The sequence below is a fragment of the Acidovorax sp. 22279 genome (assembly GCF_052045435.1).
GTDB classification, from domain to species: Bacteria; Pseudomonadota; Gammaproteobacteria; order Burkholderiales; family Burkholderiaceae_C; genus Acidovorax; species Acidovorax delafieldii.
Genome location: NZ_JBQEOV010000016.1, coordinates 48,395 through 72,225 on the forward strand (window position 1 = coordinate 48,395; position 23,831 = coordinate 72,225).

24 protein-coding genes, 1 tRNA gene and 1 riboswitch are annotated in these 23,831 nt (G+C 66.0%); of the genes, 15 read left to right on the forward strand and 10 right to left on the reverse strand.

The window, feature by feature from the left end; all coding sequences use genetic code 11:
* Positions 1 to 85 precede the first annotated feature (85 nt).
* Positions 86 to 973, forward strand: a complete 888-nt coding sequence (gene galU, locus ACTJKQ_RS19440) for a UTP--glucose-1-phosphate uridylyltransferase GalU (protein ID WP_146869554.1) — start codon at positions 86 to 88, stop codon at positions 971 to 973.
* Positions 974 to 1,056: 83 nt separating this feature from the next.
* Here galU and ACTJKQ_RS19445 read toward each other — a convergent pair whose 3' ends face one another.
* The 3 genes from ACTJKQ_RS19445 to cysM all read right to left on the reverse strand — a co-directional run bounded on the left by ACTJKQ_RS19445 (position 1,057) and on the right by cysM (position 2,901).
* Positions 1,057 to 1,284, reverse strand: a complete 228-nt coding sequence (locus tag ACTJKQ_RS19445; RefSeq protein ID WP_056067086.1) for a sulfurtransferase TusA family protein — start codon at positions 1,282 to 1,284, stop codon at positions 1,057 to 1,059.
* A 5-nt stretch (positions 1,285 to 1,289) separates the two neighbouring features.
* Complete coding sequence (locus tag ACTJKQ_RS19450) at positions 1,290 to 1,874, reverse strand: NUDIX domain-containing protein (RefSeq protein WP_056748250.1); 585 nt, start codon at positions 1,872 to 1,874, stop codon at positions 1,290 to 1,292.
* 124 nt (positions 1,875 to 1,998) lie between these two features.
* A complete protein-coding gene (gene cysM / locus ACTJKQ_RS19455; protein WP_015015341.1) occupies positions 1,999 to 2,901 on the reverse strand; it encodes a cysteine synthase CysM in 903 nt (300 codons plus the stop codon).
* Positions 2,902 to 2,940: 39 nt separating this feature from the next.
* Between cysM and ACTJKQ_RS19460 the strand changes: the two genes are divergently transcribed.
* Positions 2,941 to 3,025: transfer RNA gene (locus ACTJKQ_RS19460), tRNA-Leu, on the forward strand.
* Positions 3,026 to 3,298: 273 nt separating this feature from the next.
* Here ACTJKQ_RS19460 and ACTJKQ_RS19465 read toward each other — a convergent pair.
* The 3 genes from ACTJKQ_RS19465 to ACTJKQ_RS19475 form a co-directional block, all read right to left on the reverse strand.
* On the reverse strand, positions 3,299 to 4,177 hold the full coding sequence (locus tag ACTJKQ_RS19465; RefSeq protein WP_440597791.1) for a DUF6279 family lipoprotein: 879 nt from the start codon (positions 4,175 to 4,177) through the stop codon (positions 3,299 to 3,301).
* 175 nt (positions 4,178 to 4,352) lie between these two features.
* Positions 4,353 to 4,568, reverse strand: coding sequence for a hypothetical protein (locus ACTJKQ_RS19470; protein ID WP_015015343.1), 216 nt, complete (start codon positions 4,566 to 4,568; stop codon positions 4,353 to 4,355).
* Positions 4,569 to 4,655: 87 nt separating this feature from the next.
* Positions 4,656 to 5,600, reverse strand: coding sequence for a LysR family transcriptional regulator (locus tag ACTJKQ_RS19475; RefSeq protein ID WP_056748252.1), 945 nt, complete (start codon positions 5,598 to 5,600; stop codon positions 4,656 to 4,658).
* A 179-nt stretch (positions 5,601 to 5,779) separates the two neighbouring features.
* Here ACTJKQ_RS19475 and ACTJKQ_RS19480 point away from each other — a divergent pair, with 179 nt between their 5' ends.
* The 3 genes from ACTJKQ_RS19480 (at position 5,780) to ACTJKQ_RS19490 (ending at position 10,402) form a co-directional block, all read left to right on the forward strand.
* Positions 5,780 to 6,976, forward strand: coding sequence for an acyl-CoA dehydrogenase (locus ACTJKQ_RS19480; protein ID WP_015015345.1), 1,197 nt, complete (start codon positions 5,780 to 5,782; stop codon positions 6,974 to 6,976).
* Positions 6,977 to 7,084: 108 nt separating this feature from the next.
* The gene (locus tag ACTJKQ_RS19485) at positions 7,085 to 8,359 is read left to right on the forward strand and encodes a CaiB/BaiF CoA transferase family protein (protein ID WP_440597792.1); all 1,275 of its coding nucleotides are present in this window, start codon (positions 7,085 to 7,087) and stop codon (positions 8,357 to 8,359) included.
* Positions 8,360 to 8,800: 441 nt separating this feature from the next.
* Positions 8,801 to 10,402, forward strand: coding sequence for a methyl-accepting chemotaxis protein (locus ACTJKQ_RS19490; protein ID WP_440597793.1), 1,602 nt, complete (start codon positions 8,801 to 8,803; stop codon positions 10,400 to 10,402).
* Between the two features lie 89 nt (positions 10,403 to 10,491).
* Here ACTJKQ_RS19490 and ACTJKQ_RS19495 read toward each other — a convergent pair whose 3' ends face one another.
* From ACTJKQ_RS19495 to ACTJKQ_RS19505, 3 genes are all read right to left on the reverse strand, one after another.
* The gene (locus ACTJKQ_RS19495; protein WP_056066768.1) at positions 10,492 to 11,040 is read right to left on the reverse strand and encodes a 6,7-dimethyl-8-ribityllumazine synthase; all 549 of its coding nucleotides are present in this window, start codon (positions 11,038 to 11,040) and stop codon (positions 10,492 to 10,494) included.
* Positions 11,041 to 11,190: 150 nt separating this feature from the next.
* Positions 11,191 to 11,360: riboswitch (FMN riboswitch) on the reverse strand.
* 137 nt (positions 11,361 to 11,497) lie between these two features.
* A complete protein-coding gene (locus ACTJKQ_RS19500; RefSeq protein ID WP_176888755.1) occupies positions 11,498 to 11,983 on the reverse strand; it encodes a hypothetical protein in 486 nt (161 codons plus the stop codon).
* A gap of 115 nt (positions 11,984 to 12,098) precedes the next feature.
* Positions 12,099 to 13,073: a LysR family transcriptional regulator gene (locus tag ACTJKQ_RS19505; protein ID WP_440597794.1), complete on the reverse strand. Its 975-nt coding sequence runs from the start codon at positions 13,071 to 13,073 to the stop codon at positions 12,099 to 12,101.
* 156 nt (positions 13,074 to 13,229) lie between these two features.
* Between ACTJKQ_RS19505 and ACTJKQ_RS19510 the strand changes: the two genes are divergently transcribed.
* The 6 genes from ACTJKQ_RS19510 (at position 13,230) to ACTJKQ_RS19535 (ending at position 20,170) form a co-directional block, all read left to right on the forward strand.
* Positions 13,230 to 14,249: a TRAP transporter substrate-binding protein gene (locus ACTJKQ_RS19510; RefSeq protein ID WP_440597795.1), complete on the forward strand. Its 1,020-nt coding sequence runs from the start codon at positions 13,230 to 13,232 to the stop codon at positions 14,247 to 14,249.
* A 70-nt stretch (positions 14,250 to 14,319) separates the two neighbouring features.
* The gene (locus ACTJKQ_RS19515) at positions 14,320 to 16,101 is read left to right on the forward strand and encodes an IlvD/Edd family dehydratase (protein ID WP_440597796.1); all 1,782 of its coding nucleotides are present in this window, start codon (positions 14,320 to 14,322) and stop codon (positions 16,099 to 16,101) included.
* A gap of 53 nt (positions 16,102 to 16,154) precedes the next feature.
* Positions 16,155 to 17,384 (forward strand): fumarylacetoacetate hydrolase family protein, encoded by a 1,230-nt coding sequence (locus ACTJKQ_RS19520; protein WP_440597797.1) that lies wholly within the window; start codon positions 16,155 to 16,157, stop codon positions 17,382 to 17,384.
* Positions 17,385 to 17,410: 26 nt separating this feature from the next.
* Positions 17,411 to 17,980, forward strand: a complete 570-nt coding sequence (locus ACTJKQ_RS19525; RefSeq protein ID WP_440597798.1) for a TRAP transporter small permease — start codon at positions 17,411 to 17,413, stop codon at positions 17,978 to 17,980.
* A 33-nt stretch (positions 17,981 to 18,013) separates the two neighbouring features.
* Positions 18,014 to 19,294: a TRAP transporter large permease subunit gene (locus ACTJKQ_RS19530; RefSeq protein WP_440597799.1), complete on the forward strand. Its 1,281-nt coding sequence runs from the start codon at positions 18,014 to 18,016 to the stop codon at positions 19,292 to 19,294.
* A gap of 183 nt (positions 19,295 to 19,477) precedes the next feature.
* Positions 19,478 to 20,170: a CPBP family glutamic-type intramembrane protease gene (locus ACTJKQ_RS19535; protein WP_395453284.1), complete on the forward strand. Its 693-nt coding sequence runs from the start codon at positions 19,478 to 19,480 to the stop codon at positions 20,168 to 20,170.
* A gap of 57 nt (positions 20,171 to 20,227) precedes the next feature.
* Here ACTJKQ_RS19535 and ACTJKQ_RS19540 read toward each other — a convergent pair whose 3' ends face one another.
* On the reverse strand, positions 20,228 to 20,869 hold the full coding sequence (locus ACTJKQ_RS19540) for an NAD(P)-dependent oxidoreductase (protein WP_436074685.1): 642 nt from the start codon (positions 20,867 to 20,869) through the stop codon (positions 20,228 to 20,230).
* Between the two features lie 113 nt (positions 20,870 to 20,982).
* On the opposite strand from ACTJKQ_RS19540, the gene ACTJKQ_RS19545 reads away from it, so the two are divergent.
* The 4 genes from ACTJKQ_RS19545 (at position 20,983) to ACTJKQ_RS19560 (ending at position 23,790) form a co-directional block, all read left to right on the forward strand.
* Positions 20,983 to 21,885: a LysR family transcriptional regulator gene (locus ACTJKQ_RS19545; RefSeq protein WP_440597800.1), complete on the forward strand. Its 903-nt coding sequence runs from the start codon at positions 20,983 to 20,985 to the stop codon at positions 21,883 to 21,885.
* A 256-nt stretch (positions 21,886 to 22,141) separates the two neighbouring features.
* Positions 22,142 to 22,546, forward strand: coding sequence for a hypothetical protein (locus ACTJKQ_RS19550; RefSeq protein ID WP_099730947.1), 405 nt, complete (start codon positions 22,142 to 22,144; stop codon positions 22,544 to 22,546).
* Between the two features lie 29 nt (positions 22,547 to 22,575).
* Positions 22,576 to 23,454, forward strand: coding sequence for a LysR family transcriptional regulator (locus tag ACTJKQ_RS19555; protein WP_288852419.1), 879 nt, complete (start codon positions 22,576 to 22,578; stop codon positions 23,452 to 23,454).
* A gap of 33 nt (positions 23,455 to 23,487) precedes the next feature.
* Positions 23,488 to 23,790, forward strand: coding sequence for an antibiotic biosynthesis monooxygenase family protein (locus ACTJKQ_RS19560; protein WP_440597801.1), 303 nt, complete (start codon positions 23,488 to 23,490; stop codon positions 23,788 to 23,790).
* The last annotated feature ends 41 nt before the right edge of the window (positions 23,791 to 23,831 follow it).

The following is a 23,831-nucleotide window of genomic DNA, read 5'->3' on the forward strand; positions in this document are numbered from 1 at the left end:
GCCCCGTTTTCATGTTTTGCCGGTGTGGGTTGCGGGCTGCAGCGCAGCCCGCGCACACCGCCACCCATCCGTCCAGAGGAGCCCCATGACTGTTGCCACGACCGTTCGCAAAGCCGTTTTCCCCGTTGCCGGACTGGGCACGCGTTTTCTGCCCGCCACCAAGGCCAGCCCCAAGGAGATGCTACCCGTGGTGGACAAGCCGCTGATCCAGTACGCAGTGGAAGAGGCCTACGCCGCCGGCATCCGCCACATGATTTTTGTGACCGGCCGCAGCAAGCGCGCCATTGAAGACCACTTCGACACCGCCTACGAGCTCGAAGCCGAGCTGGAAGCGGCCGGCAAGAAGGAGCTGCTGGAGCTGGTGCGCTCCATCCAGCCCAGCGACATGGACTGCGCCTTTGTGCGCCAGCCGCGCTCGCTGGGCCTGGGCCACGCAGTGTTGTGCGCGGAGCCCCTGGTGGGCAAGGAGCCCTTTGCCGTGCTGCTGGCCGACGATTTGATGGTGGGCCCTCAGGGCGGTCAGCCCGTGCTGGCGCAGATGGCGACCGCGTTCCGCCAGCAAGGCCGCTCCGTGATCGCCGTGCAAGAGGTGCCCGAGGACCAGGTGCACAAATACGGCATCGTGGCGGGCGAGCCTGCCGGTGGCCCGTTGATCCGCATCCAGCGCATTGTCGAAAAGCCCAAGGCGGCCGATGCCCCCTCGCGCATGGGCGTGGCAGGCCGCTACATCCTCACGCCCGGCGTGTTTGACGAGATCCGCAACCAGCCGCGCGGCGTGGGCGGCGAGATCCAGCTCACCGACGGCATTGCGCGCCTGATGAACAATGAAGCCGTGTACGCCTTCCAGTACGAAGGCAAACGCTACGACTGCGGCAGCAAGGAAGGGTTTCTGGAAGCGACGGTGGAACTGGCCCTGAAGCACCCGCAGGTGGGGGCGCACTTCCGGGACTACCTGAAGAACCTGGCGCTGTAAACGCAGCCGGCCAAGCCCTCTGACACTTCAAAATCGATAGCTGCCCGTGCTTATTGGATAAGCGCTGGCAGCTATTTTTACGTTCAACGGCGGCGCAGGATGTGGATGAACTCCTCGCCCACGGTCTGTTGCTCCACCAGCTCGTTGCCGGTCTGCTTGGCAAACGCCTGAAAGTCGCGCAGCGATCCGTTGTCTGTCGCCACCACCTTGAGCAGCTGGCCGCTGGCCATGTCCGACAGCGCCTTCTTGGCCTTGAGGATGGGCAAGGGGCAGTTCAGGCCCCGGGTGTCGATTTCTTTGTGAATGTCCATGGTCATCAATCCTTTGGCGGCGTCGCGGCCGGGGCTTGTTCGTCCAGCCCACGGCGGCGTTCTGCATTTTCTTCGGCCGTGAAAAACACGGGCTCGTGGCCCCGGGTGCGCAGCCAGTCGGCCAGCGCGTAGCCCGTGCCCGCAGGCCAGCATTTGAGGTCTGGCAGATCGTACAACCGGTAGTCCACCAGCTCCGGCGAGAGTTGCACCTGCCCGGTGGCCACCACGTGGTAGGCAATGATGACCTGGTTCATGCGCAAAAACTCGTAGGCCCCCACCAGGGTGGTGGACTGCACATCGAGGTTGGTCTCTTCCTTGACCTCGCGCGCAATGCCCTCCTGGGGCGACTCGCCCGCCTCCATGAAGCCGGTGATCAGCGCAAACATCTTGCCGGGCCATGCCGCATTGCGCGCCAGCAGCACCTTGCCGTCGATCTCCACAATGGCAGCCAGCACGGGCGTGGGGTTGTTCCAGTGTGTCCAGCCGCAGGCAGGGCAGCGTAAGCGCTCCTTGTCGCCGCCATCTTCGGCCAGCGTGATGGGCTGCAGCTCGGTCGCGCAGTGAGGGCAAAAACGGACTTCGTAGGGCATATGCTATCTTTTATGTAGCTGCTGAGGCATGTTCAACTAGCACAAGCAGCCAGTCTGATTCAAAAACCTGCGAAGAGGCACCCGGCAATGCCCATGGAGCCCACTGCGCAGGCCATTCCACAGGTCACGCAGGAAACACCCCGGTCGACAAATACCGGTCGCCCCGATCGCACACGATGAAGACGATGGTGGCATTGCTGTCGCGCGCGGCGATCTGCTGCGCCACCCAGCACGCGCCTGCAGCCGAGATGCCGGCAAAAATGCCCTCTTCGCGCGCGAGACGGCGGCACATGTCCTCGGCGCTGTCCTGGCTCACATACACCAGCTCATCGACCGTGCTGGCGTCATAAATCTTGGGCAGGTACTCCTGCGGCCACTTGCGGATGCCCGGGATGCGCGAGCCTTCCTCGGGCTGGGCGCCAATGATCTGGATGGCAGGGTTCTTCTCCTTGAGGAACCGCGACACGCCCGTGATGGTGCCCGTGGTGCCCATCGCGCTCACAAAGTGGGTGATGCGCCCGCCGGTCTGCTCCCAGATCTCGGGGCCTGTGGTTTCGTAGTGAATGCGGGGGTTGTCGGGGTTGCCAAACTGGTCCAGTACCTTGCCTTCGCCGCGCTTTTGCATGGCCTCGGCCAGGTCGCGGGCGTGCTCCATGCCGCCGCTCTTGGGGGTCAGCACCAGCTCGGCGCCAAAGGCCTTCATGGTCTGGGCGCGTTCGATGGATAAGTCCTCAGGCATCACCAGCACCATGCGGTAGCCCTTGATGGCCGCGGCCATCGCCAAAGCGATGCCGGTATTGCCCGACGTGGCCTCGATCAGCGTGTCGCCAGGGCGGATGTCGCCGCGCTCTTCGGCGCGGCGGATCATCGACAGTGCAGGCCGGTCCTTGACGGACCCCGCCGGGTTGTTGCCTTCCAGCTTGCCGAGCACCACATTGCCCCGCGCGGCGTTGTCCTGGGCCCCAATGCGCTGCAGCGCCACCAGCGGCGTGTTGCCTACCGCGTCTTCAATCGTCGGATATTTCATACGCCCTACTGTGCCATAATTCAGGGCTTCACATATTCCGCCCGGGTGGTGAAATTGGTAGACGCAGGGGACTCAAAATCCCCCGCCGCAAGGCGTGCCGGTTCGATTCCGGCCCCGGGCACCACAGTCAACAAGGCCGGTAGCTTCCACGAGCTATCGGCCTTTTTGCTGGGCCAGCCGCTGTGGCGGCGGCATGTGATTTCTGCACACCTCCACACCCAGCCACCGCCATGACCGCCCAGGATCTGATCGCGCACGCCACCGTGCTGGCCTACCGGCTGGCGGGTTACGCCCTGCAGAACATGGCCGAGGATGCGGCCCTGCTGGCGATGATGTTCTGCTGACCTTCGCGTCGCGGCAGCAGCCTTTGCGCTTCGCCCCACCCTCGCGCTGCACATCAGCGCGCAGCCAGCAACAGGAAGTCCTGTTCATAACCCTTGAGGGATTGCGCCGCACGCAGCCGGTGCGCAGGCGTCATGGCGTTGTGCAGGCGCGCAAACCCCTCGCAGCCCTCGACCACCAGCGCTTGTGCGTAGCGCTGGTAGGCGCCGTCCGGTGACGTCACCACGCGGTCCAGGAAGCCGAGCATCAGCGTGCGGGCCTGGGCGGTGTTGCCACGGTCGGCCTGGATGTTGCGCAGCACCTGCACCAGGTCTTTTTGCCGGCGTACGCGCTCGGCATAGGTGCGCTGCGGGTCAAAAGCCGACTGGGCGATAAAGGCGCGCAGCACGGCCTTCTGGGGTTCGTCCAGCGCGCCATAAAAAGTTTCGAGCCGCGACGAGAGGTCCTTGAAGCGGCGCTCGCGCATCTTGTCGGGCGATGGGTCCAGCCATTCGGATTTCCAGTCAGCGTTGCTGTCGGCCTGCTTGCGCTCCAGATTGCGGATCTGCGCCTCGGACAGCTGCGAGGCCAGCCACACCACCTTGGGCTCGGCCTGGGCCAGCACCTTGTCCAGCTGTATACGAGCCTCGTCATAGATGCGGCAGGCCTGCTCGGGGGTGATGGTGGCGGGCAACTGCTGCTGCACCCTTTGCAACAGCTCGGCATGCTGGGGCAGCATGGTGTCGCGGTGCCAGCGGTGCAGGTCGCCCAGGTCGCCCCGCACGCGCTCCGTCTGCACGTCCGACAGGTCAAGGTAACGGTTCAGCTGCCAGTACGCCAGGTGGGGCGCCTGGTTGTACGCCAGCCGCACTGTGCTGCAACCCGCCAGCAGCAAACCGGCAACGGCCAGCGCGGCGATGCACAGGGTGGTGCGCAAACGGGACAAAGCGGGCACGGCGGCTCCAGACAAGGGGAATGGCACAGGATAGGCCCAACGCTGCGGGCGGCGGGCGCAGGGCCCGGATACCCCAGCCCGCGCACCAGGATTTAGCCAAAGGCACCCACCCGCACGGAGGTCCCACGCCACACCCTGCGACGGATACGCACAAGGGGCCGGCTGACGCGCGGGGTCAGTTGTCCTGTCGCCGGATCAGCTGGCGGCCACTGGCGGTGATGGCCAGCTCACCCCCCGTCCCCTTGGTGATGAAGCCCCATTCGAGCAGTCGCCCCGACACATGGTCCTTGAGCGCGTGGGGCAGCGTGATGACTTCGCCCATCTCCAGTTGCTTGAGGGTCTCGATCTCGTCCACGGTGGGGTCGAAATGCGGAGCGTGGTAAGTGGTCATGGTGGTCGCTCTCCAACAAGGTTGCTGAATGAAAGACAGACTTCCGCGCGGCCAGATTAGTTCACAGCCCCCGTGGGCGCAAGCGCGTCATCCCGCAACCGGCGGGCTACCCACCTCTGCCATGTGCTGGAGCCAGCGCGCAAACGTGGCCAGCACCGGGGGCTGGGCCTGTGCGGGGCTGATGAGGTAGTACGCCCGCTCGCCGCGCAGCGGGCGGTTGCAGGCCACCACCAGCTCGCCGCTGGCGAGTTCGGCCTCGATGAGCAGCGGCGGGATCAGCGCCACGCCCATGCCATGCGTGGCGGCCACGGCCAGCATGGAAAACAGCTCGTAGCGCGGGCCATCCAGCGCGTGCGGAGCCTCCACCCCCATGGCATCGAACCACTGGCGCCAGCCGTAGGGGCGTGTGCTTTGCTGCAGCAGCGGCAGCTCGGCCAGCGCCTCGGCGGCCACGGGCTGGTGGGCGCGGCCCCGGCCCCGGGGTGCGGCGGATTCGAGCAGGCGCGGGCTGCACACGGGCACCACGTCTTCGTGCATCAGCAGTTGCGCCTGTACGCCGGGCCAGTTGGCCACTTGCTCGGGCGTGCCGGCATACAAGGCGGCATCGAAGGTGGTGTCGGCAAACAAGAAGGGGCGTGTCTGCGTGTCGATGTGCACCACGATATCGGGATGCGCCTGCGCCAGGTGCGGCAGGCGGGGGATGAGCCAGCGCGTGGCAAAGGTGGGCACCGCGGCCAGCGTAAGGGTGCCGCCCTCGCCCTGGTGGGCCATCACGTCCAGCGTATCGCGCTCCAGCCCCTGCAGCCAGCGCGCCACCTGGCGGCCATAGTGCGCACCCGCAGGCGTCAGCACCACGCCGTGGCGCGTGCGGCGAAACAGTGCTACTCCCAAAAACTCTTCCAGCGCCTGGATCTGGCGCGAGACGGCGCTTTGGGTGAGCGACAGCTCCTGCGCGGCGCGGGTGTAGCTCTCGTGGCGGGCGGCCACTTCAAAACAGGCCAGGGCCTGGGTCGATGGAATGTTGCGGCGCATGATGAAGAGGAATTTTTAAGTGACCAGCCACGCCTTGGCTTAGTTGGCCGCCAGTATTCCATACATTCCATAAACGCATGTCTGGATGAAAAGAACTCGCTTGCGGGCCACCACCCCAAGGCCTACGATGCGTTCCAGATTCGTTTTTTCTTCCCCTACTTTCCGACCTGGAGACACACATGGCCCACGCCGCTTTTCAATGGGATGACCCGTTCCTTCTGAGCCAGCAACTGACCGACGACGAGCGCGCCATCCGCGACGCCGCCGCCGCCTATTGCCAAGACAAGCTGGCCCCCCGCGTGCTGGACGCTTTTCGCCACGAAAAAATGGACGTGAGCATCTTCCGCGAGATGGGTGAAGTGGGCCTCTTGGGCCCCACCATCCCCGAGCAGTACGGCGGCCCCGGCCTGTCGTACGTGGCCTACGGCCTGATTGCCCGCGAGGTGGAGCGCGTGGACTCGGGCTACCGCTCGATGGCCAGCGTGCAGTCGTCGCTGGTGATGGTGCCTATTTATGAATTCGGCAGCGAAGCCCAGCGCCAGAAGTACCTGCCCAAGCTCGCCAGCGGCGAGTGGATTGGCTGCTTTGGCTTGACCGAACCCGACCACGGCTCTGACCCCGGCAGCATGGCCACCCGCGCCTACAAGGTGGACGGCGGCTACAAGCTCAAGGGCAGCAAGATGTGGATCACCAACAGCCCCGTGGCCGACGTGTTCGTGGTCTGGGCCAAGGAAGTCTCCGAAGGCGGCGCCGTGGGCCCCATCCGCGGCTTCGTTCTGGAAAAGGGCATGAAGGGCCTGACGGCCCCCGCCATCCACGGCAAGGTGGGCCTGCGCGCCTCCATCACCGGCGAGATCGTGATGGACGATGTGTTCGTGCCCGAAGAAAACGCCTTCCCTGAAGTCCAAGGCCTGAAAGGCCCCTTCACCTGCCTGAACAGCGCACGCTACGGCATCGCCTGGGGCGCGCTGGGTGCGGCCGAATTCTGCTGGCACACCGCCCGCCAGTACACGCTGGACCGCAAGCAGTTTGGTCGCCCCCTGGCCGCCAACCAGCTCATCCAGAAAAAGCTGGCCGACATGCAGACCGAGATCGCCATCGGCCTGCAGGCCTGCCTGCAGTTTGGCCGCATGAAGGACGCGGGCACGGCTAGCGTGGAAGGCACCTCCATCATCAAGCGCAACAGCTGCGGCAAGGCGCTGGACATTGCCCGCCTGGCGCGCGACATGATGGGCGGCAACGGCATCAGCGACGAGTTTGGCGTGGCCCGCCACCTGGTGAACCTGGAAGTGGTGAACACCTACGAAGGCACGCACGATGTGCACGCGCTGATCCTGGGTCGCGCCCAGACGGGCATCGCCGCGTTCGCCAACTGATCGGCCTGCGCCCCGAAAACCGGCAAAAACACCGCCTTTGCGGTGTTTTTGCCTTGTAGCGCTAGTCCATCATGCGCTGACAGCTATTAATTTCATAGTAAACACACCATGACCACCTCTTCTACCGCCCCAGGCGCCCTCGCAGGCATCAAGGTGCTCGACCTCTCCCGCGTGCTGGCCGGGCCGTGGTGCACGCAGATCCTGGCCGACCTGGGCGCGGATGTGGTGAAGGTGGAGCGCCCCGGCGTGGGCGACGACACACGCCAGTGGGGCCCGCCCTTCTTGAAGGACGCGGACGGCAACGACACCAACCAGGCCAGCTACTACACCGCCTGCAACCGCAACAAGCGCTCGGTCACCATCGACATGGCTTCGCCCGACGGCCAAGCGCTCATCAAGCAGATGGCGCTGGAGGCGGACATCGTGGTGGAGAACTTCAAGGTCGGCGGCCTCAAGCAGTACGGCCTGGACCATGAGAGCCTGCGCGCGCTGAACCCGCGCCTCATCTACTGCTCCGTCACCGGCTTCGGGCAGGACGGGCCCTACGCCGAGCGTGCGGGCTACGACCTGATGGTGCAGGCCATGACGGGCCTGATGAGCATCACCGGCCAGGCCGACAACCAGCCCGGCGGTGGCCCCATGCGGGTGGGCGTGGCCGTCATCGACCTGTTCACCGGCCTCTACGCCAGCAACGCCATCCTGGCCGCGCTGCACGTGCGCGACAACGCGGTGAACGGCACGGGCCAGGGCCAGCACATCGACATGGCCCTACTCGACGTGGGCATGGCCGTGCTGGCCAACCAGGCGTCGGGGTTCCTCGCCACCGGCAAGGCGCCTGGCCGCATGGGCAACAGCCACCCCAGCCTGGCGCCCTACCAAGATTTCCCCACCGCCGACGGCAACATGCTGCTGGCCATTGGCAACGACGGCCAGTTCCAGCGCTTTTGCGCCGCCGCCGAGCAGCCCCAGTGGGCCACTGACCCGCGCTTTGCCACCAACACCCTGCGCGTGCAAAACCGCACCGCGCTGATCCCCGCCATGGAGGCCGTGACCCGCACGCGCACCACGGCCGACTGGATCGCGCTGCTGGAAGACAAAGCCGTACCCTGCGGCCCCATCAACACCATCGCCCAGGCGTTTGACGACGCGCAGGTGCAGGCCCGTGGCCTGGCCGTGACGCTGCCGCGCTGGAAGGACAGCGAGGCCGCCACCGACAACGTGCAGCAGATCACCGGCGTGGCCAGCCCGCTGCGCCTGTCGGCCACCCCACCCGTGCTGCGCAATGCGCCGCCGGCACTGGGCCAGCACACCGACGAGGTGCTGCGCGAAATGGGGCTGGACCCAGTGCGCATCGCTGCACTGCGGGCCAGCGGGGTTTTGTAGCCAGACCCTCGCGGCATCGGCCTGCGCCATGCCCTGACCACTGCGCGGCCTTGCCCTCACCGGCAAGGCCGTTTTGTTTGTGCTGTCTGCATTGCATCGGCCCCTGGCGCTTATCTGGCTCGCGCTATCCGCTATCCGCTATCCGCTATCCGCTATCCGCTATCCGCTATCCGCTATCCGCTATTCGCTATTCGCTATCCGCTATCCGCTATCCGCTATTCGCTATTCGCTATTCGCTATCCATCGGATGACAAAGCGTGCGACTGACGGAGCCTGCTTGCCTCGGCCCCACGGCAAAAAAGACATGTACAAAAAATTACATCCGTCTCCATAATCCCAAAGACACCCTGTCTGCGGCCCCGCGCACGGCGCGCCGCTGGACCAGGGTGCTGGGCCCATGGCCCAGCACTGCGGCGTTTCTGGACCCTCAAGGAGTTCCTCATGAAGCTCAGCCTCAAGCTCCCCCTGGCCTTCACCGTGTCGCTGCTCTTGCTGTTTGCAGCGGCCCTGTTTGGCATCAGCCGCCTGAACCAGGCGCTCGACACCTACCAGACCACCGTGGCCCAGAGCTTCGAGCACGAGCGCATGGCGGCGGGCATGCTCAACAACTTCAAGGTGCAGGTGCAGGAGTGGAAAAACGTGCTGCTGCGTGGCAAGGACCCGGCCCAGCTCACGCGCTACTGGGCCGCGTTTGAAAAGCAGGAACAGGCCATCAAGGACGAGGCGCAAAAGCTCGTGGCCGCCCTGCCCCCGGGGGAGGGCCGCGAACGCGTGTTGCAGTTTGCCCAGGCCCACGAACGCATGGGCACCGCCTACCGCAAGGGGTTTGAAGCCTTCAAGGCGGCCGACCACGACCCGCAAGCGGGCGACAAGGCCGTGGCGGGCATGGACCGCGAGCCCTCGCAGCTGCTGGACCAGGCGGGCGACCTGATCGCCAAGGCCAGCAGCGCCGTGGCCGAACGTGCCGCCGCCACTGCGCAGCGCGCCACCACCATCAGCCTGGTGGTGATGCTGGTGGTGTGCGCGCTGGGCATAGCAGGCGCCATTGCCTTCAGCCGCACCGTGGTGAACCCGCTGGACAACGCGGTGCGCGTGTCGCAGGCCGTGGCCAGCGGCGACCTGACGGTGGCGCGGCACGTGCAGGGCAAGGACGAGATCGCACTGCTGCTCAATGCCTTGCACGACATGCAGATCAGCCTGTCGCACGTGGTGAGCAATGTGCGCAACAACGCCGACAGCGTGGCCGCCGCCAGCACCGAAATCGCACAGGGCAACAACGACCTGAGCGCCCGCACCGAACAGCAGGCCAGCGCGCTGGAGCAAACATCGGCATCGATGGAAGAACTCAGCTCCACCGTGCAGGCCAACGCCGAAAACGCGCGCACCGCCAACCAGCTGGCCGTGAGCGCCAGCACCGTGGCCGTGCAGGGCGGTGATGTGGTGGCCGAGGTGGTGACGACCATGAAGGGCATCAACGACAGCAGCCGCAAGATCGCCGACATCATCAGCGTGATCGATGGCATCGCCTTCCAGACCAACATCCTGGCGCTGAACGCGGCTGTGGAAGCTGCCCGCGCCGGCGAACAAGGCCGGGGCTTTGCCGTGGTGGCGGGCGAGGTGCGCAGCCTCGCGCAGCGCAGTGCCGAGGCCGCCAAGGAGATCAAGACCCTGATCCACGCCAGCGTGGAGCGCGTGGAACTGGGCACCACGCTGGTGGACAAGGCGGGCGCCACGATGAACCAGGTGGTGAGCGCCATCCGCCGCGTGACCGACATCGTGGGCGAGATCAGCGCTGCCAGCAGCGAGCAAAGCGCGGGAGTCGCCCAGGTAGGGGACGCCATCACCGAAATGGATCAGGCCACGCAGCAGAACGCAGCGCTGGTCGAACAGAGCGCCGCCGCCGCTGACAGCCTCAAGGTGCAGGCGCAGCAGCTGGTGCAGGCAGTGGCGGTGTTCCGGCTGGCGGACACCGACGCCGACACCCCCAGGCAGGCCAGCATGCCCGCGCCGGGCCACCACCAGCCCCGGTTGGCCGCAGGCTGAAGCGGCGCAGCCATTTCAAGCCTAATCGGCTTGAAGCGCTAGTGCATCATGTGCCAAAAGCTACATAAATAGTAGCAACTGGCGCCTTCTCAGGCTTCAGCCAGCGCAGGGGTTGCCTGCTGCACGGTGGCCAGCGTGGGCGAGGCCAGCTTGCGCAGGTAGGCCATGGTCTGCAGGCAGGCCTGGGCCACCTCGGTGCCCTTCTTCACAAAATGCTCGCGGAAGAAGCGCACGTGGTCCTCGTGGTCGTGGAAGTCGCGCGGCGTGAGCACGGCCGACATCACGGGCACCTCGGTGTCGAGCTGCACGCGCATCAGGCCGTCGATGACTGCGGTGGTGACGAACTCGTGGCGGTAGATGCCGCCGTTGACCACCAGCGCACAGGCCACGATGGCGTCGTAGCGCCCGCTGCGCGCGAGCTTGCGTGCCAGCAGCGGAATCTCGAACGCGCCGGGCACATCGAACAGCGCCACCTGCGCGGGGGGCAGGCCGTGGCGGTCAAACTCGGCCAGGGCCGCGTCGCGGGCCTGGTGCACGATGTCCTGGTGCCAGCTGGCACTGATGATGGCCACGCGGGCGCCACGGTGGGCGGCGACGGGAGCCAGGGGGGAAACGGAAGGTGAAGAAGACTGATTCATGGGTTCCTCAGAACAGGGTTGGCCAGAATCAGGGCGCGCGCGAGCACGGCACCTGCACAGGGCGGCGCAGGCCCAGCGCCATGCCAGCGCGCAACAAAGCACGCAGGCAAACGCCGAGGGCCCAGCCACCCATGGCGGGAGCTGTGGGTTTCGCGATCTCTTTCATCCGGACTGTGACCGTCGGCTCTGGTTTCGCACCAGATCTGCTGACCCTGCAGGCCGATCCGAAGAACGGCACCGCAGGCGCTCGCGGGCTCTTGCGGGCTTTTCAGCCAACAAATACCGCCGGTGGGGAATTCCGCCCCGCCCTGAGAACGCTGTCGGCCCCGAAGGTCATCCGGGGCCGACGGGTGGGATTTTAGGCGGCGGGCACGCAGTACGCCGTCGCGCAGGCGATTGCCTGCACTGGCAGTGCCGGTTTCTGCGGCTGTGGGCTGTATTGAATGCCGAAGTCTGCTCAGCGCACGCGCTGAAACCCGCCTTCGGCCCAGGCCGCTGCGCTGGCGGGCGTGAGCTTGAAGGTGGGCGGCGCGGACGCACGGGCAACCTCTTCACCCAGCTCGTCCTGCGCGCTCAGCGTGGCCGTGGCGCCTTCCTCATCGGGCACGATGGCCAGCGCCACGCGCAGGCGCTGGCCGTCTGCGGTGGTGATGTGCACGCTCTTGTTCAGCTGCGCATGCAACTGCTGCTCATGGCGGCGCACCACTTCGCTCGCGGTCTTGACCAGGGTGTGGAAGGCCGACACATCGAGCGGCTTGGGGTTCTTCTTGTCGCGGCCCATGGTCCAGGGGCCCACCAGCGCGGGTTCGGCCTCGCCCTTCAGTGTCATGGACACGGCCCAGCCATCGTCGTCTTCGTTCTTGATGACCTGCGCCGTCCAGCGCCCATCGCTCCAGCAGCGGGGTTCCTGGATGGTGTCGGGCGTGTCGGGTGCGTCGGTCATGGAGAAAAAGGTCTGGATGGCGGGAAAGGGCGCAGAGCATAACGGCAGGGCCCGGTAGCCTGGATTTTCAATAACCATTGGTTATCGAAAAAGGCCGTACATAGCGCAGGCCTGGTTACTCCCCCAAAGCGTCCGGCGCCACGCCCGCCGCCTCGCGCAGCACATCGATAAAGGCCTGTGCCGAAGGAGTGGGCGGCTCGCCCAGCCGGGTGATGAGACCGTAGCTGGGCATGCGGTCGGGCAGCTCGACGGGGATGCGCGAGAGCAGGCCCCGGTCCACATATTTCTGGATCAGCGCGGCGGGCTGCAGCGACATCATGTGGGTGGTGTTCATCAGCTCCAGCGCAAACAAAAAGGACGGCGTCTCCACCACCCCCGCCGTGAGCGCCAGGCCCGCGCCACCGAACAGGTCGTCCGACACCTTGCGCACCGCCGTGGAGGCGGGGTACAGAATCCACGGCCAGTGCGCCAGCTCGGTCAGCGACAGGTCGGTGGCGCCGCGCAGCGGGTGGTGCTGTCCGCCCACCACATGCAGCGGCTCGGCGGACAGGTGCTCGTAGTGGAACTGGCTGCGCTGGTCCTCGGTGGTGAAGCGGCCAATCATCAGATCGATCTTGCGCTCGGCCAGCCAGGCGATGAGCTGGTCGCTGCTCTGCTCCAGGATCTTGATGACCAAGAGGGGCCGCAGGCGCTGGATCTCCACCACCGAGGCCACCAGCACATGCGCGGCCGACCCGGTGATGGCGCCCACCGTCACATGCCCGTGGCCGCCCTGCTTGAGGGCATTGAACTCGTCCACAAACTTGCGCTGCCCATCGAGTGCCGCGCTGGCGTAGCGCAGCGTAAAAAGCCCCAGCTCGTTGGGCCGCATGCCGCGCGAAAGGCGGTCGAACAGGCGCGCCTCCAGGATCTCCTCGATGTCCATCAGGATCTTGGTGGCCGCAGGCTGCGTGACGTGCATCTGCTCGGCCGTCAGCCGCAGGTTGCGCGTGCGGCCCAGGATGTCCAGAAACTGCAAATGCCGAAAGCGCAGCCGCGCGCAGGCCTGCGCCAAAGACAAGGGTTTACCCGGAAAATCGTCTGGACTCATAAGCGTTTGGAATGGATTGTCGCAAAACATTCAGTGGACCCGGCAGGGCGCGAAACCTAACCTTCGCCTTGCGTTCATGACGGCTTGCCCAAAAAAGCTGCATACGCCGACGGCCTCGCCAGCGGGGTCCCGCCATTCCAACGGAGACAAGACACCATGCAATTCAAGACCCTCGCCAAATCCTTGGCACTTGCCACCACGCTGCTGGCCGCCTTCGCCGCCCCCGTCTCGGCCCAAGTCAAGGAACACACCTTCAAGGTCGGCATCGGCCTGAGCGACGACCACCCACAGGCCCAGGCCGTGCGCCACTTTGCCGAGCGCCTGCAGGCCAAGAGCGGCGGCAAGATGAACGCCAAACTGTTCGCCAGCGGCGCCCTGGGCAACGATGTGAGCATGACCTCGGCCCTGCGCGGCGGCACGCTGGAGATGACGATTCCTGATTCGTCCACGCTGATGTCGCTGATCAAGCCCTTTGGCGTGCTGAACCTGCCGCTCACCTTCAACAACGAGGCAGAAGCCGACGCGGTGCTGGACGGCCCCTTCGGCCAGAAGCTGCTGGCCATGCTTCCGGACAAGGGCCTGATCGGCCTGGGCTTCTGGGAGAACGGCTTTCGCCACGTGACCAACTCGCGCCGGGCCATCAACACTGCCGATGATCTGGCGGGCCTGAAACTGCGCGTGATCCAGAGCCCTTTGTTCCTCGACACCTTCAACGCGCTGGGCACCAACGCCACGCCCATGCCGTTCACCGAGTTGTACACGGCCATGGAACAAAAGGCCGTGGACGGCCAGGAAAACCCGCCCGCCACCATTCTGGCGAGCAAGTTCTATGAAGTGCAAAAGCACCTGGTGCTGTCGCGCCACATGTACAGCGCCTGGGTGCTGCTCATCTCGAAGAAAACCTGGGACGGCCTCTCGGCCGACGAAAAGAAGATCGTGCAGGAGGCCGCGCGCGAGGCCACGGTGTTCGAGCGCAAGACCATCCGCGCTTTCAGCGAAACCGCACTGGGTGAGCTGAAGAAGGCCGGCATGCAGATCACCGAGCTGCCCGCCGCCGAGCAGGCCAAGCTGCGCACCAAGCTGCAGCCCGTGCTGGCCAAGTACGGCAAGGAGTTTGGCGAAGAAACCACCAGCGAGCTGATGGGCGAGCTGGCCAAGGCGCGGGGCGGCAAGTAAGCCGGTAGTTCGTTCCCCAGGGCGCAGCGTACCGCTGCGCCCAGCCCTTCTTTTGCGACGCTCCGACCCCATGACAAAGACACCCCGCCGCCCCTTCCGCTCCCGCGAATGGTTTGCCGCGCCTGAGCGCTCGGACATGACCGCGCTGTACCTGGAGCGGTTCATGAACTACGGGCTGACGCCCGAAGAGCTGCGCTCGGGCCGCCCCATCATCGGCATTGCACAGACGGGCAGCGACCTGTCGCCCTGCAACCGCATCCACCTGGACCTGGCGCGCCGCGTGCGCGACGGCATCCGCGATGCGGGCGGCATACCGATGGAGTTCCCCGTCCACCCCATCTTTGAAAACTGCCGCCGCCCCACCGCCGCGCTGGACCGCAACCTGGCATATCTGGGCCTGGTGGAGATCCTGTACGGCTACCCCATCGACGCGGTGGTGCTGACCACGGGCTGCGACAAGACCACGCCGGCGGGCATCATGGCGGCGTCCACGGTGGACATTCCGGCCATCGTGCTCTCAGGCGGGCCCATGCTGGACGGCTGGCACGAAGGGCAGCTGGTGGGCTCGGGCACCGTGATCTGGCGCAGCCGCCGCCAGCTCGCGGCGGGCGAGATCGATGAGGAAGAATTCTTGCAACGCGCCTGCAACAGCGCGCCCTCCGCCGGGCACTGCAACACCATGGGGACGGCATCGACCATGAACGCGGTGGCCGAGGCGCTGGGCCTGTCGCTGCCTGGCTGCGCGGCCATTCCCGCGCCCTACCGCGAGCGCGGGCAGATGGCGTACGAGACCGGGCGGCGCATCGTGGAGATGGCGTACGAAGACCTGCGCCCCTCCCGCATCCTGACGCGGGAAAGTTTCTTGAACGCGCTGTCAGTGGTGAGCGTGGCGGGCGGCAGCAGCAACGCGCAGGTGCACATCATGGCCATGGCGCGCCACGCGGGCGTGCAGCTGGACGCGCAAGACTGGACCAACCACGCCTACGACCTGCCGCTGTTGCTGAACATGCAGCCTGCGGGCCAGTTTCTGGGTGAGCGCTTCTTCCGCGCAGGCGGCGTGCCCGCGCTGATGTGGGAGCTGCAGCAGGCCGAAAAGCTGCACGCCGATTGCGCCAGCGTGACCGGCAAGACGGTGGGCGAGAACCTACAAGGCCGCGAGACCCACGACCGCGAGGTGATTCGACCCTTCAGCGACCCGCTCATGCACAAGGCGGGGTTCATGGTGCTCAGTGGCAACCTGTTCGACTTCGGGATCATGAAGACCTCGGTGATCTCCGAAGCCTTTCGCCAGCGCTACCTCAGCCAGCCGGGCGCTGAAGGCATCTTTGAAGCCCGTGCTGTGGTGTTTGAAGGTGCGGACGACTACCACACCCGCATCAACGACCCGGCACTGAACATCGACGAAGGCTGCATCCTGGTGATGCGCGGCGCGGGCCCCATCGGCTGGCCGGGCTCGGCCGAAGTGGTGAACATGCAGCCGCCCGATGCGCTGATCCGGCGTGGCATCAACACGTTGCCCACGCTGGGCGACGGACGCCAGTCGGGCACGGCAGACAGCCCTTCCATCCTCAACGCATCGCCCGAGAGCGCCGTGGGCGGGGGCCTGTCCTGGCTGCAAAGCGGCGACACCATCCGCATCGACCTGAACACCGGTCGCTGCGATGCGCTGGTCGCCCCCGAGGAAATCGCGCGCCGACAGCGCGACCTGCCCGCCCCACCCGTGCCCGCGAGCCAGTCGCCCTGGGAGGCGCTGTACCGCGAGAAAACAGGGCAATTGGCCGATGGCGCCACGCTGGACTTTGCGCTGGAATTTCAGCGCATCTCCGAAAAGACGCCACGCCACAACCACTGACAACGAGCGGGTAGGCCACTGGCGCCTTCCCGGACTTTTTCGAAGGACTCTCCATGAACAACATGACGGCAGCGGCAGTTGCCGAACGGGCCTGTGCGCCCCAGGCCGCATTGCAAGTGCTTCCCGACGACGGCCTGCAAGGCACGCTGGTGGGCCGGGCGTGGGTGCCCCAAGGTGCTGTGCCCGGCCCGGCCGTGGTGGCACTGCGGCCCGAAGGTGTGTACGACCTCAGCGCGCACTACCCCACCATGAGCACGCTGCTCGACACACTGGCGCCCGCCGAGGCAGTGCGTACAGCCAGCGGCCAATACCTGTGCAGCGTGGACGACCTGCTGGCCAACAGCCTGCCCGGCGCACGTGACACCAGCCGCCCCTGGCTGCTGGCCCCGTGCGACCTGCAGGTGGTGAAGGCGGCGGGCGTGACGTTTGCGGCCAGCCTCATCGAGCGCGTGATCGAAGAGCAGGCGCGCGGCGACGCCACCCGCGCGCAGGGCCTGCGCACCCAGGTCATCGGCCTGATCGGCCAGAACCTGGCGGACATCCGCCCGGGCTCGCCCGAGGCCATGCGCCTGAAAGCGCTGTTGCAAGACAAAGGCCTGTGGTCGCAATACCTGGAGGTGGGCATTGGCCCCGATGCCGAGGTGTTCACCAAGGCGCCGGTGCTGGCCTCGGTGGGCTGCGGCGACGACATCGGCATCCGCTCCGACTCGGCCTGGAACAACCCCGAGCCCGAGGTGGTGCTGGCGGTGAACAGCCGGGGCCAGATCGTGGGCGCCACGCTGGGCAACGACGTGAACCTGCGCGACATCGAGGGCCGCAGCGCCCTGCTGCTGGGCAAGGCCAAGGACAACAACGCGTCGTGCGCCCTGGGCCCATTCATCCGCCTGTTTGACGGCAGCTTCGGGCTGGAGCAGGTGCGCAATGAAACCGTGCACCTGCGTGTAGCTGGCGCGGACGGCTTTGAGCTGCGCGGCATCAACACCATGGCCAGCATCAGCCGCGACCCCACCGACTTGGTGGCACAGACCCTGGCCGCGCACCAGTACCCGGACGGGTTCGTGCTGTTCATGGGCACGCTGTTCGCCCCCATCGAAGACCGCGACCAGCCGGGCGGCGGCTTCACCCACCACCTGGGCGACCTGGTGTCCATCCAGAGCGCCTGGCTGGGTGGGCTGCACAACCGCGTGGCGCACAGCGAGGCCGCGCCGCCCTGGCGCTTTGGCCTGCGCGCCTTCATGGCCAACCTGGCGCAGCGCGGGCTGCTGCAGGGCACAGCGCTCTGAGTCAAAAGAAAACAGGAGACAACCCCATGCTCAATGCCTTCATCGACCGCTGCTGCCGCTGGATCAACCTGCTCATCGCCTTGGCGCTGGCCGTGATGGTGGCCATGGTGTTCGGCAATGTGGTGCTGCGCTACGCCTTCAACTCCGGCATCGCCATCAGCGAGGAGGTCTCGCGCTGGCTGTTCGTGTGGATCACCTTTCTGGGCGCCATCGTGGCGGTGCGCGAGCGCGGGCACCTGGGCACAGACTTTCTGCTGGCGCGTCTGCCGCCGCTGGGCCAGCGCATTTGCTTGGCCCTGAGCTACGCGCTGATGATCTGGTGCACCTGGCTGCTGTTCAGCGGCGCACTGGCGCAGGCGCGCATCAACTGGGATGTGGATGCACCGGTCACGGGGGCGTCCATGGCCATCTTCTACGCATCCGGCGTGGTGTTTGCCGTGGCGGCTGGGCTGCTGCTGGCGCTGGACCTGTGGCGCATCGTGTCGGGGCAGATGCCGGACAGCGAATTGGTGCAGATCTCCGAGTCCGAAGAACTGGCCGCCGTGGGCAGCCAGTTGCCGCACACAGCCCCCGCGCCCACGGGATCACGCCAGTGAGCCCCACACCACAATGACCTGGAGCGCTCTCCCATGACCGTTTTTATCTTCCTTGGCTCCCTGCTGGCCGCCATGGCCATCGGCGTGCCGATCGCCTATGCGCTCCTGGTCTCCGGCGTCGCCCTCATGTGGCACCTGGACCTGTTTGACGCACAGATCCTGGCGCAGAACGTGATCAACGGGGCCGACAGCTTTCCGCTGCTGGCCGTGCCCTTCTTCATGCTGGCGGGCGAGATCATGAACGTGGGTGGGCTGTCGCAGCGCATCGTCAAGCTCGCGCTCACGCTGGTGGGGCACAAGCGGGGCGGGCTGGGGTTTGTTGCCATCCTGGCGGCCTGCATGCTGGCGGCGCTGTCGGGCTCCGCCGTGGCCGACACCGCAGCATTGGCCGCCCTGCTGCTGCCCATGATGGTGAAGGCCGGGCACGACAAGGCACGAGCGGGCGGACTCATCGCCTCGGCGGGCATCATCGCACCGGTCATTCCGCCCTCCATCGGCTTCGTGGTGTTTGGCGTGGCGGCCAACGTGTCGATCAGCAAGCTGTTCCTGGCCGGCATCGTGCCGGGGCTGCTGATGGGGCTGGCGATTGCCATCACCTGGTACTGGGTCTCGCAGCGCGAAAACGTCACCCCACCGCCCAAGGCCTCCACCGCCGAAAAGCTGCAGGCGTTCAGGGAATCGACCTGGGCACTGTTCCTGCCGGTGATCGTGATCGTGGGCTTGAAGATGGGCGTGTTCACCCCCACCGAAGCGGCGGCGGTGGCGGCGGTCTATGCGCTGCTGGTGGCCACTCTGGTCTACCGCGAGCTGCACTGGCGCCAGCTCACCGACGTATTCATTAGCGCCGCCAAGACCACCGCCGTGATCATGTTCCTGGTGGCGGCCGCCATGGTCAGCGCCTGGCTCATCACCGTGGCGGATATCCCGCGCCAGCTGGTGAGCCTGCTCAAGCCCTTGATGGAACACCCCACGCTGCTGCTCATCGCCATCATGGTGCTGGTGATGGCCGTGGGCACGGCCATGGACATGACGCCCACCATCCTCATCCTCACGCCCGTGCTGATGCCCGTGGTGAAGGCGGCAGGCATCGACCCGGTCTACTTCGGCGTGCTGTTCATCATCAACAACGCCATCGGGCTCATCACCCCGCCAGTCGGTACCGTGCTGAATGTGGTGGCGGGCGTGGGCAAGATGCGCATGGATGACGTGACGCGGGGCGTCATCCCGTTCATGGTGGCCCAGTTCGCGGTGATGTTCCTGATGGTGCTGTTCCCGTCCCTCGTGATGGTGCCGATGCGGTGGTTCATCGGGTGAGAGACCCCGCCCAACGCGCCTGCAGATGTATCTGTGGGGCGCGTTGGGGACTATTTCACGCCCAGGCGTTTGGCGATGCGGCTGGACCATCCAGCTGAGGAGAAGATGATCCTCCCCGCATCGGTCAACGTTTTCCGAGACAGGTGAGCGGGATGACCAACTACCAGCATCCCGGAGAGGCGCTTGATCTCGACATTGAAACGGCCGTTTTTTCTCACTACCAGGCAACAGCTGCTCGTGGGCTGGTCCCTGATCCCGGTGCTACTCGTCTGGCAACTCAATGGCTTTTACTTACCGGCCCTGGGAAGCAGGGGAGCACCGATCTTCTGGGCGGTTGACGGGCTTCAATGGGTAGTGCTTCCGGCTCTCTTGCTGGGACTGCTCGCCCACAAAGCCGCATTGCACCCACCACACTACGGACTCGTTCCGCCCGGAAAAAACCTGTGGCCCCTTGCAGGACAGGGGCTGATGGTGTTCGTCACCGCAGGGCTGGCCTTTCTGGTGGCGAGAAACTTGTCGTGGCGGGTACTCGGCCCGTCGCCTGGCAGCTTCCAGTTGGTGCAACTTTTCCCTCAGGGCCTGGCGAGTGTGGCGGTGCAAATCTATGCGGCAGTCAGCGCCGGGCTGGTGGAGAGCATCTTTTTCATTGGGCTGCCATGGCTGCTGTACGCCAGTGCACGCCAACATCCTTCAGAAATGCGCTTCACACTCTGCGTATCAACCATCTTTGCGCTGGCGCACTGGGAGCACGGCAGTCACTGCGTGATCGCGGCCTTCTTTGCGCATGGGGTGATGTGCCGCTGGTTCCTGCACTGGAGAACCCTGTGGCCCATAGTGCTGGGCCACACACTGATCGACCTGGCGGCTTTTTCCTGAAGTCACAAAGAAAAGGGCTGCGCCCACTGGACGCAGCCCCTGTCAATCCGAAAAGGCTCAGTTCGCCACCGTGAACCGCTTTTGCACGTGGCGCGGCGTTTCCAGCTCGTCCACGATGGCCACGGCCAGGTCGGCCACGCTGATGCTGCCAGGCTGGTCGCCGTTCATCAGCGGGGCCTCGTCGCCCAGGCGGTACTGGCCGGTGCGCTCGCCGGGCTGCAGCAGGATGGGGGGCGAGAGGAAGGTCCAGTCCAGCGTGCTTTCGGTGCGGATCCAGTTCAGCGCCTCGCGCGCGGCCAGGGCGCCCTGCTTCCATTCGGCGGGAAACTGGGGCGTGTCCACCAGTTGCACACCGGGCGCCACAAACAGGCTGCCCGCGCCGCCCACCACCAGCAGGCGGCGCACGCCGGCCGCCTTGGTGCCGTCGATGATGGCGCGCGTGCCTTTGAGGAACTGGTCGTGGATGTCTGGCACCGTCCAGCCGGGGTTGTAGGCGCTCACCACCGCGTCGTGGCCCGCAACGGCCTTGGCCACCTGGGTGGCGTCCTGCGCGTCTGCGGCGACCACGGTCAGGCCTTCGCGGGCCGTGAGCTTTGCCGGGTTGCGGGCCAGCACGGTCACACGGTGGCCGCGTTGCAGCAGTTCGTTCAGCACGGCCGAGCCGACAAAACCGGTGGCGCCAATCAGGGCGATGTTCATATCGATGTCCTTGGGGTCAAAGTTGTGATGTAGCGAGAATAGGAGCTTGTCAAAACAGGCGGTAGATGGCTAAAACCGCCTTATCTTTGAAGCTGTGCTTCACAATCAAACGCATGGAAGACCTCAAACGCATGGCTGTTTTCGCCGCCGTGGTGCAGCACGGCTCGATGAGCGGCGCCGCGCGCGCCCTGGGCACGAGCACTTCGGCGGTGAGCCAGCAGGTGCGCAAGCTCGAAAGCGACGGCGGCGTGACGCTGCTGCACCGCTCCACGCGCAAGTTGGCGCTCACCGAGGCGGGCCAGCGTTACCACGCGCGCTGCGCTGCCATGTGGGCGGCGGCTGAGCAAGCGCGCGCCGAGCTGGCAGCCTCCCGCGATGCGCCCAGTGGCGAATTGCGGATGTCGGCCACCGTGGGTTTTGCGCGGCATATCGCACCCGCCCTGGGTGAACTGCTGGCCGCGCACCCGGCGCTGCGCCTGCGGCTGCTGGTGGACGACTCCACCATCGACCTCATCAACGCACGCATCGACCTGGCCGTGCGCTACGGGCGCCTGGCGGATTCGACCTGGGCGGCCCGGCGCCTGGGGGGCATGAGTTGGTACCTGTGCGCATCACCCGAATGGGTGGCCGCACACGGCGTGCCCCAGCACCCGGATGCGCTGCTGTCCCATAGCTGGCTGGGCTTCGCGCGCGAGGGGGGCGGGTTGCTCATCGACCTGCGCAGTCCCAGCGGCGAGCCGCGCGCACTGCGGGTGGAGCCGCGCATTGCCAGCAACAACCAGCTCTCGATCCAGCAGATGTGCGAGGCCGGGCTGGGCCTGGCGCTGGTGGGCAGCATGGATTCGCGCGAAGCACTGCAGGCCGGGCGGCTGGTGCGCCTGCTGCCCGACTGGTCGTTTGGCACGCTGGACATCTGGGCCGTCACGCCCCAACGCGATGCCCAGCCCGCCAAGGTGCGCCAGTCCATCGCGGCTCTGCATGCCTACCTGCGGCAGGTGCCCGGGATTTCGGACTGAAAGCGGCCAACAAAACTCTTCTGGCGTCGTTGCCGCGTCTTGTCGTACTGCTCGCACTGCCTGCGACGCAGCGCCTAGCCAGAACCGCTAAGCTGGGTTTTGTGAGCCGCTCCAAGCCTTGCTCGTCGGCACCCATCGATTTTTTATCGCACGGACCCACAAATTCCATCGTTGTGTGGGCGCCTTGCTCTGCCTACAGTTGCGGCTCCCTGGCCAGGGTTTGTTTGATGGATTGACCCCCTACCGGAGACCCGACATGACGACCAACCCGCCACTGACCTTCCCCATCGACCGCGTGCTGACCGCCTTCGAGCAGCAGGACGTGCCCACACTGCTGGCCACGATTGCCGACGATGTGGACTTCCGCATTGACCACTACCGCGATGACGCCGACACCAGCTGGCAAATCGCCCGCAACAAGGCCGAGGCGATGGCCGTGGTGCAGCGCCTGGGGGTGGAGGTGTTCCCGCGCGGCACGAAGATCCTGCACACCCACAGCCAGCCGCTGGGCAACGACTGGGTGCTCACGCACTTTCACCAGCGCTTCTTTTATGCGGTACAACAGCGCGAAGTGGAATCCGTGACCTGGATCACCAGCCATTCGCAGAACGGCCAGGTGGACTATTTCCGCGAGACCGTCACCACCATCACCCCGGTCTGACAACCCGATCCAAGAAAGGCCCTGCCACCATGCTGTTTGACCTGCGCGCCCTGGGCTACTTTGTAGCGGCCTATGAAGAGCGCTCGGTCACGGCCGCCTCGCGCCGCTGTTTTGTGGCGCAGCCGTCCATCAGCATGGCCATCAAGGGGCTGGAGGATGCGCTCGAAACCACCCTTTTCGAGCGCAGCCGCCAGGGCCTGGCGCCTACGCCCGCCGCGCACCGGCTGTACCCCCGCGCCTGCAGCCTGCTGGCCCAGTCCAGCGCCATGGTGCGCGACTTTCGCGATGCACCACGTGAAACCCTGGGCATCTTCCTGCAGGACGACCTGATGGTGCAGCAGGCCACGCCCCTGTTCGCACACATCGCGCAGGAGCTGCCCCACACCATGGTGCGGCTCACCGCCAGCGCGCAAGAGGCGCGGCTGCGCATGGTGGCCGAGCACTGCAAGCCGCCGGGCGACACCTTTGTGCCGCTGTGGCACGAGCCCTATGTGATGCTGGTGCCCGAGCAGCACCCGCTGCGCTTCAAGAAGCGCTTTGGATTGGCAGACATTGAAAACCTGCCCCTCATCGAGTGGCCCTATTGCCCGCTGCACCAGTCCTTCATCCGGCTGCTGGCCGAGCGGGGGATTGCGCTGCAGGTGCAGGCCAGCGCCGCGCGCGAGGAGCTGCTGCTGCACATGGTGGACGCGGGCATGGGCCTGGCCGTGGTGCCGCAGTCGCATGCAGCCCAGGCGCGCCGCGCGCTCACCCGCCCGCTGGACGGGCCCCTGGCCTTTTCGCGCCACATTGGCCTGGCCTGCGACGCATCGGACGCGCCCCTGCTCGGTCTGCTGCACCGCCTGGCGGACGGCATGAAGGCCACCGCAGCCCAGCCCGAGCCCGTGCAGCGCAGCAATGTGGTCTGATCCCCTGCCCCATCCACCCCTCTGGCCACCCCCATGATTCTGGAAATTGCCCACCTCACCATCCGCTCCGGCCAGAACAGCGCGTTTGAACAGGCGTTTGCCCAGGCGCAGCGCATCATTGCCTCCATGCCCGGCTACCTGTCCCATGAGCTGGGGCATTGCATGGAGCGACCGCAGGACTATGTGCTTTTGGTGCGCTGGGCCACCCTGGCCGACCACGAGGTGGGTTTCCGCCAGTCCGCCCAGTACCAGGAGTGGAAAGGGCTGCTGCACCATTTTTACGATCCGTTCCCCACCGTTGTGCACTTTGAGCCGGTCACGCCGGACAGGGTGTGACGGCGCCGCCACGCACGGATGCTGCAGCGCACTATTCGGGT

Excerpts from the sequence above, each read along its gene's own strand:
- ACTJKQ_RS19500 (WP_176888755.1), bottom strand. The coding sequence starts at position 11,983 with ATGACCGACGCACCCGACACGCCCGACACCATCCAGGAACCCCGCTGC.
- ACTJKQ_RS19545 (WP_440597800.1), top strand. The coding sequence starts at position 20,983 with ATGGAAGACCTCAAACGCATGGCTGTTTTCGCCGCCGTGGTGCAGCAC.
- ACTJKQ_RS19450 (WP_056748250.1), bottom strand. The coding sequence starts at position 1,874 with ATGCCCTACGAAGTCCGTTTTTGCCCTCACTGCGCGACCGAGCTGCAG.
- ACTJKQ_RS19540 (WP_436074685.1), bottom strand. The coding sequence starts at position 20,869 with ATGAACATCGCCCTGATTGGCGCCACCGGTTTTGTCGGCTCGGCCGTG.
- ACTJKQ_RS19475 (WP_056748252.1), bottom strand. The coding sequence starts at position 5,600 with ATGCGCCGCAACATTCCATCGACCCAGGCCCTGGCCTGTTTTGAAGTG.
- ACTJKQ_RS19515 (WP_440597796.1), top strand. The coding sequence starts at position 14,320 with ATGACAAAGACACCCCGCCGCCCCTTCCGCTCCCGCGAATGGTTTGCC.
- ACTJKQ_RS19485 (WP_440597792.1), top strand. The coding sequence starts at position 7,085 with ATGACCACCTCTTCTACCGCCCCAGGCGCCCTCGCAGGCATCAAGGTG.
- ACTJKQ_RS19550 (WP_099730947.1), top strand. The coding sequence starts at position 22,142 with ATGACGACCAACCCGCCACTGACCTTCCCCATCGACCGCGTGCTGACC.
- ACTJKQ_RS19495 (WP_056066768.1), bottom strand. The coding sequence starts at position 11,040 with ATGAATCAGTCTTCTTCACCTTCCGTTTCCCCCCTGGCTCCCGTCGCC.
- ACTJKQ_RS19505 (WP_440597794.1), bottom strand. The coding sequence starts at position 13,073 with ATGAGTCCAGACGATTTTCCGGGTAAACCCTTGTCTTTGGCGCAGGCC.
- ACTJKQ_RS19445 (WP_056067086.1), bottom strand. The coding sequence starts at position 1,284 with ATGGACATTCACAAAGAAATCGACACCCGGGGCCTGAACTGCCCCTTG.
- ACTJKQ_RS19490 (WP_440597793.1), top strand. The coding sequence starts at position 8,801 with ATGAAGCTCAGCCTCAAGCTCCCCCTGGCCTTCACCGTGTCGCTGCTC.
- ACTJKQ_RS19480 (WP_015015345.1), top strand. The coding sequence starts at position 5,780 with ATGGCCCACGCCGCTTTTCAATGGGATGACCCGTTCCTTCTGAGCCAG.
- cysM (WP_015015341.1), bottom strand. The coding sequence starts at position 2,901 with ATGAAATATCCGACGATTGAAGACGCGGTAGGCAACACGCCGCTGGTG.
- galU (WP_146869554.1), top strand. The coding sequence starts at position 86 with ATGACTGTTGCCACGACCGTTCGCAAAGCCGTTTTCCCCGTTGCCGGA.
- ACTJKQ_RS19510 (WP_440597795.1), top strand. The coding sequence starts at position 13,230 with ATGCAATTCAAGACCCTCGCCAAATCCTTGGCACTTGCCACCACGCTG.
- ACTJKQ_RS19530 (WP_440597799.1), top strand. The coding sequence starts at position 18,014 with ATGACCGTTTTTATCTTCCTTGGCTCCCTGCTGGCCGCCATGGCCATC.
- ACTJKQ_RS19520 (WP_440597797.1), top strand. The coding sequence starts at position 16,155 with ATGAACAACATGACGGCAGCGGCAGTTGCCGAACGGGCCTGTGCGCCC.
- ACTJKQ_RS19525 (WP_440597798.1), top strand. The coding sequence starts at position 17,411 with ATGCTCAATGCCTTCATCGACCGCTGCTGCCGCTGGATCAACCTGCTC.
- ACTJKQ_RS19555 (WP_288852419.1), top strand. The coding sequence starts at position 22,576 with ATGCTGTTTGACCTGCGCGCCCTGGGCTACTTTGTAGCGGCCTATGAA.
- ACTJKQ_RS19470 (WP_015015343.1), bottom strand. The coding sequence starts at position 4,568 with ATGACCACTTACCACGCTCCGCATTTCGACCCCACCGTGGACGAGATC.
- ACTJKQ_RS19560 (WP_440597801.1), top strand. The coding sequence starts at position 23,488 with ATGATTCTGGAAATTGCCCACCTCACCATCCGCTCCGGCCAGAACAGC.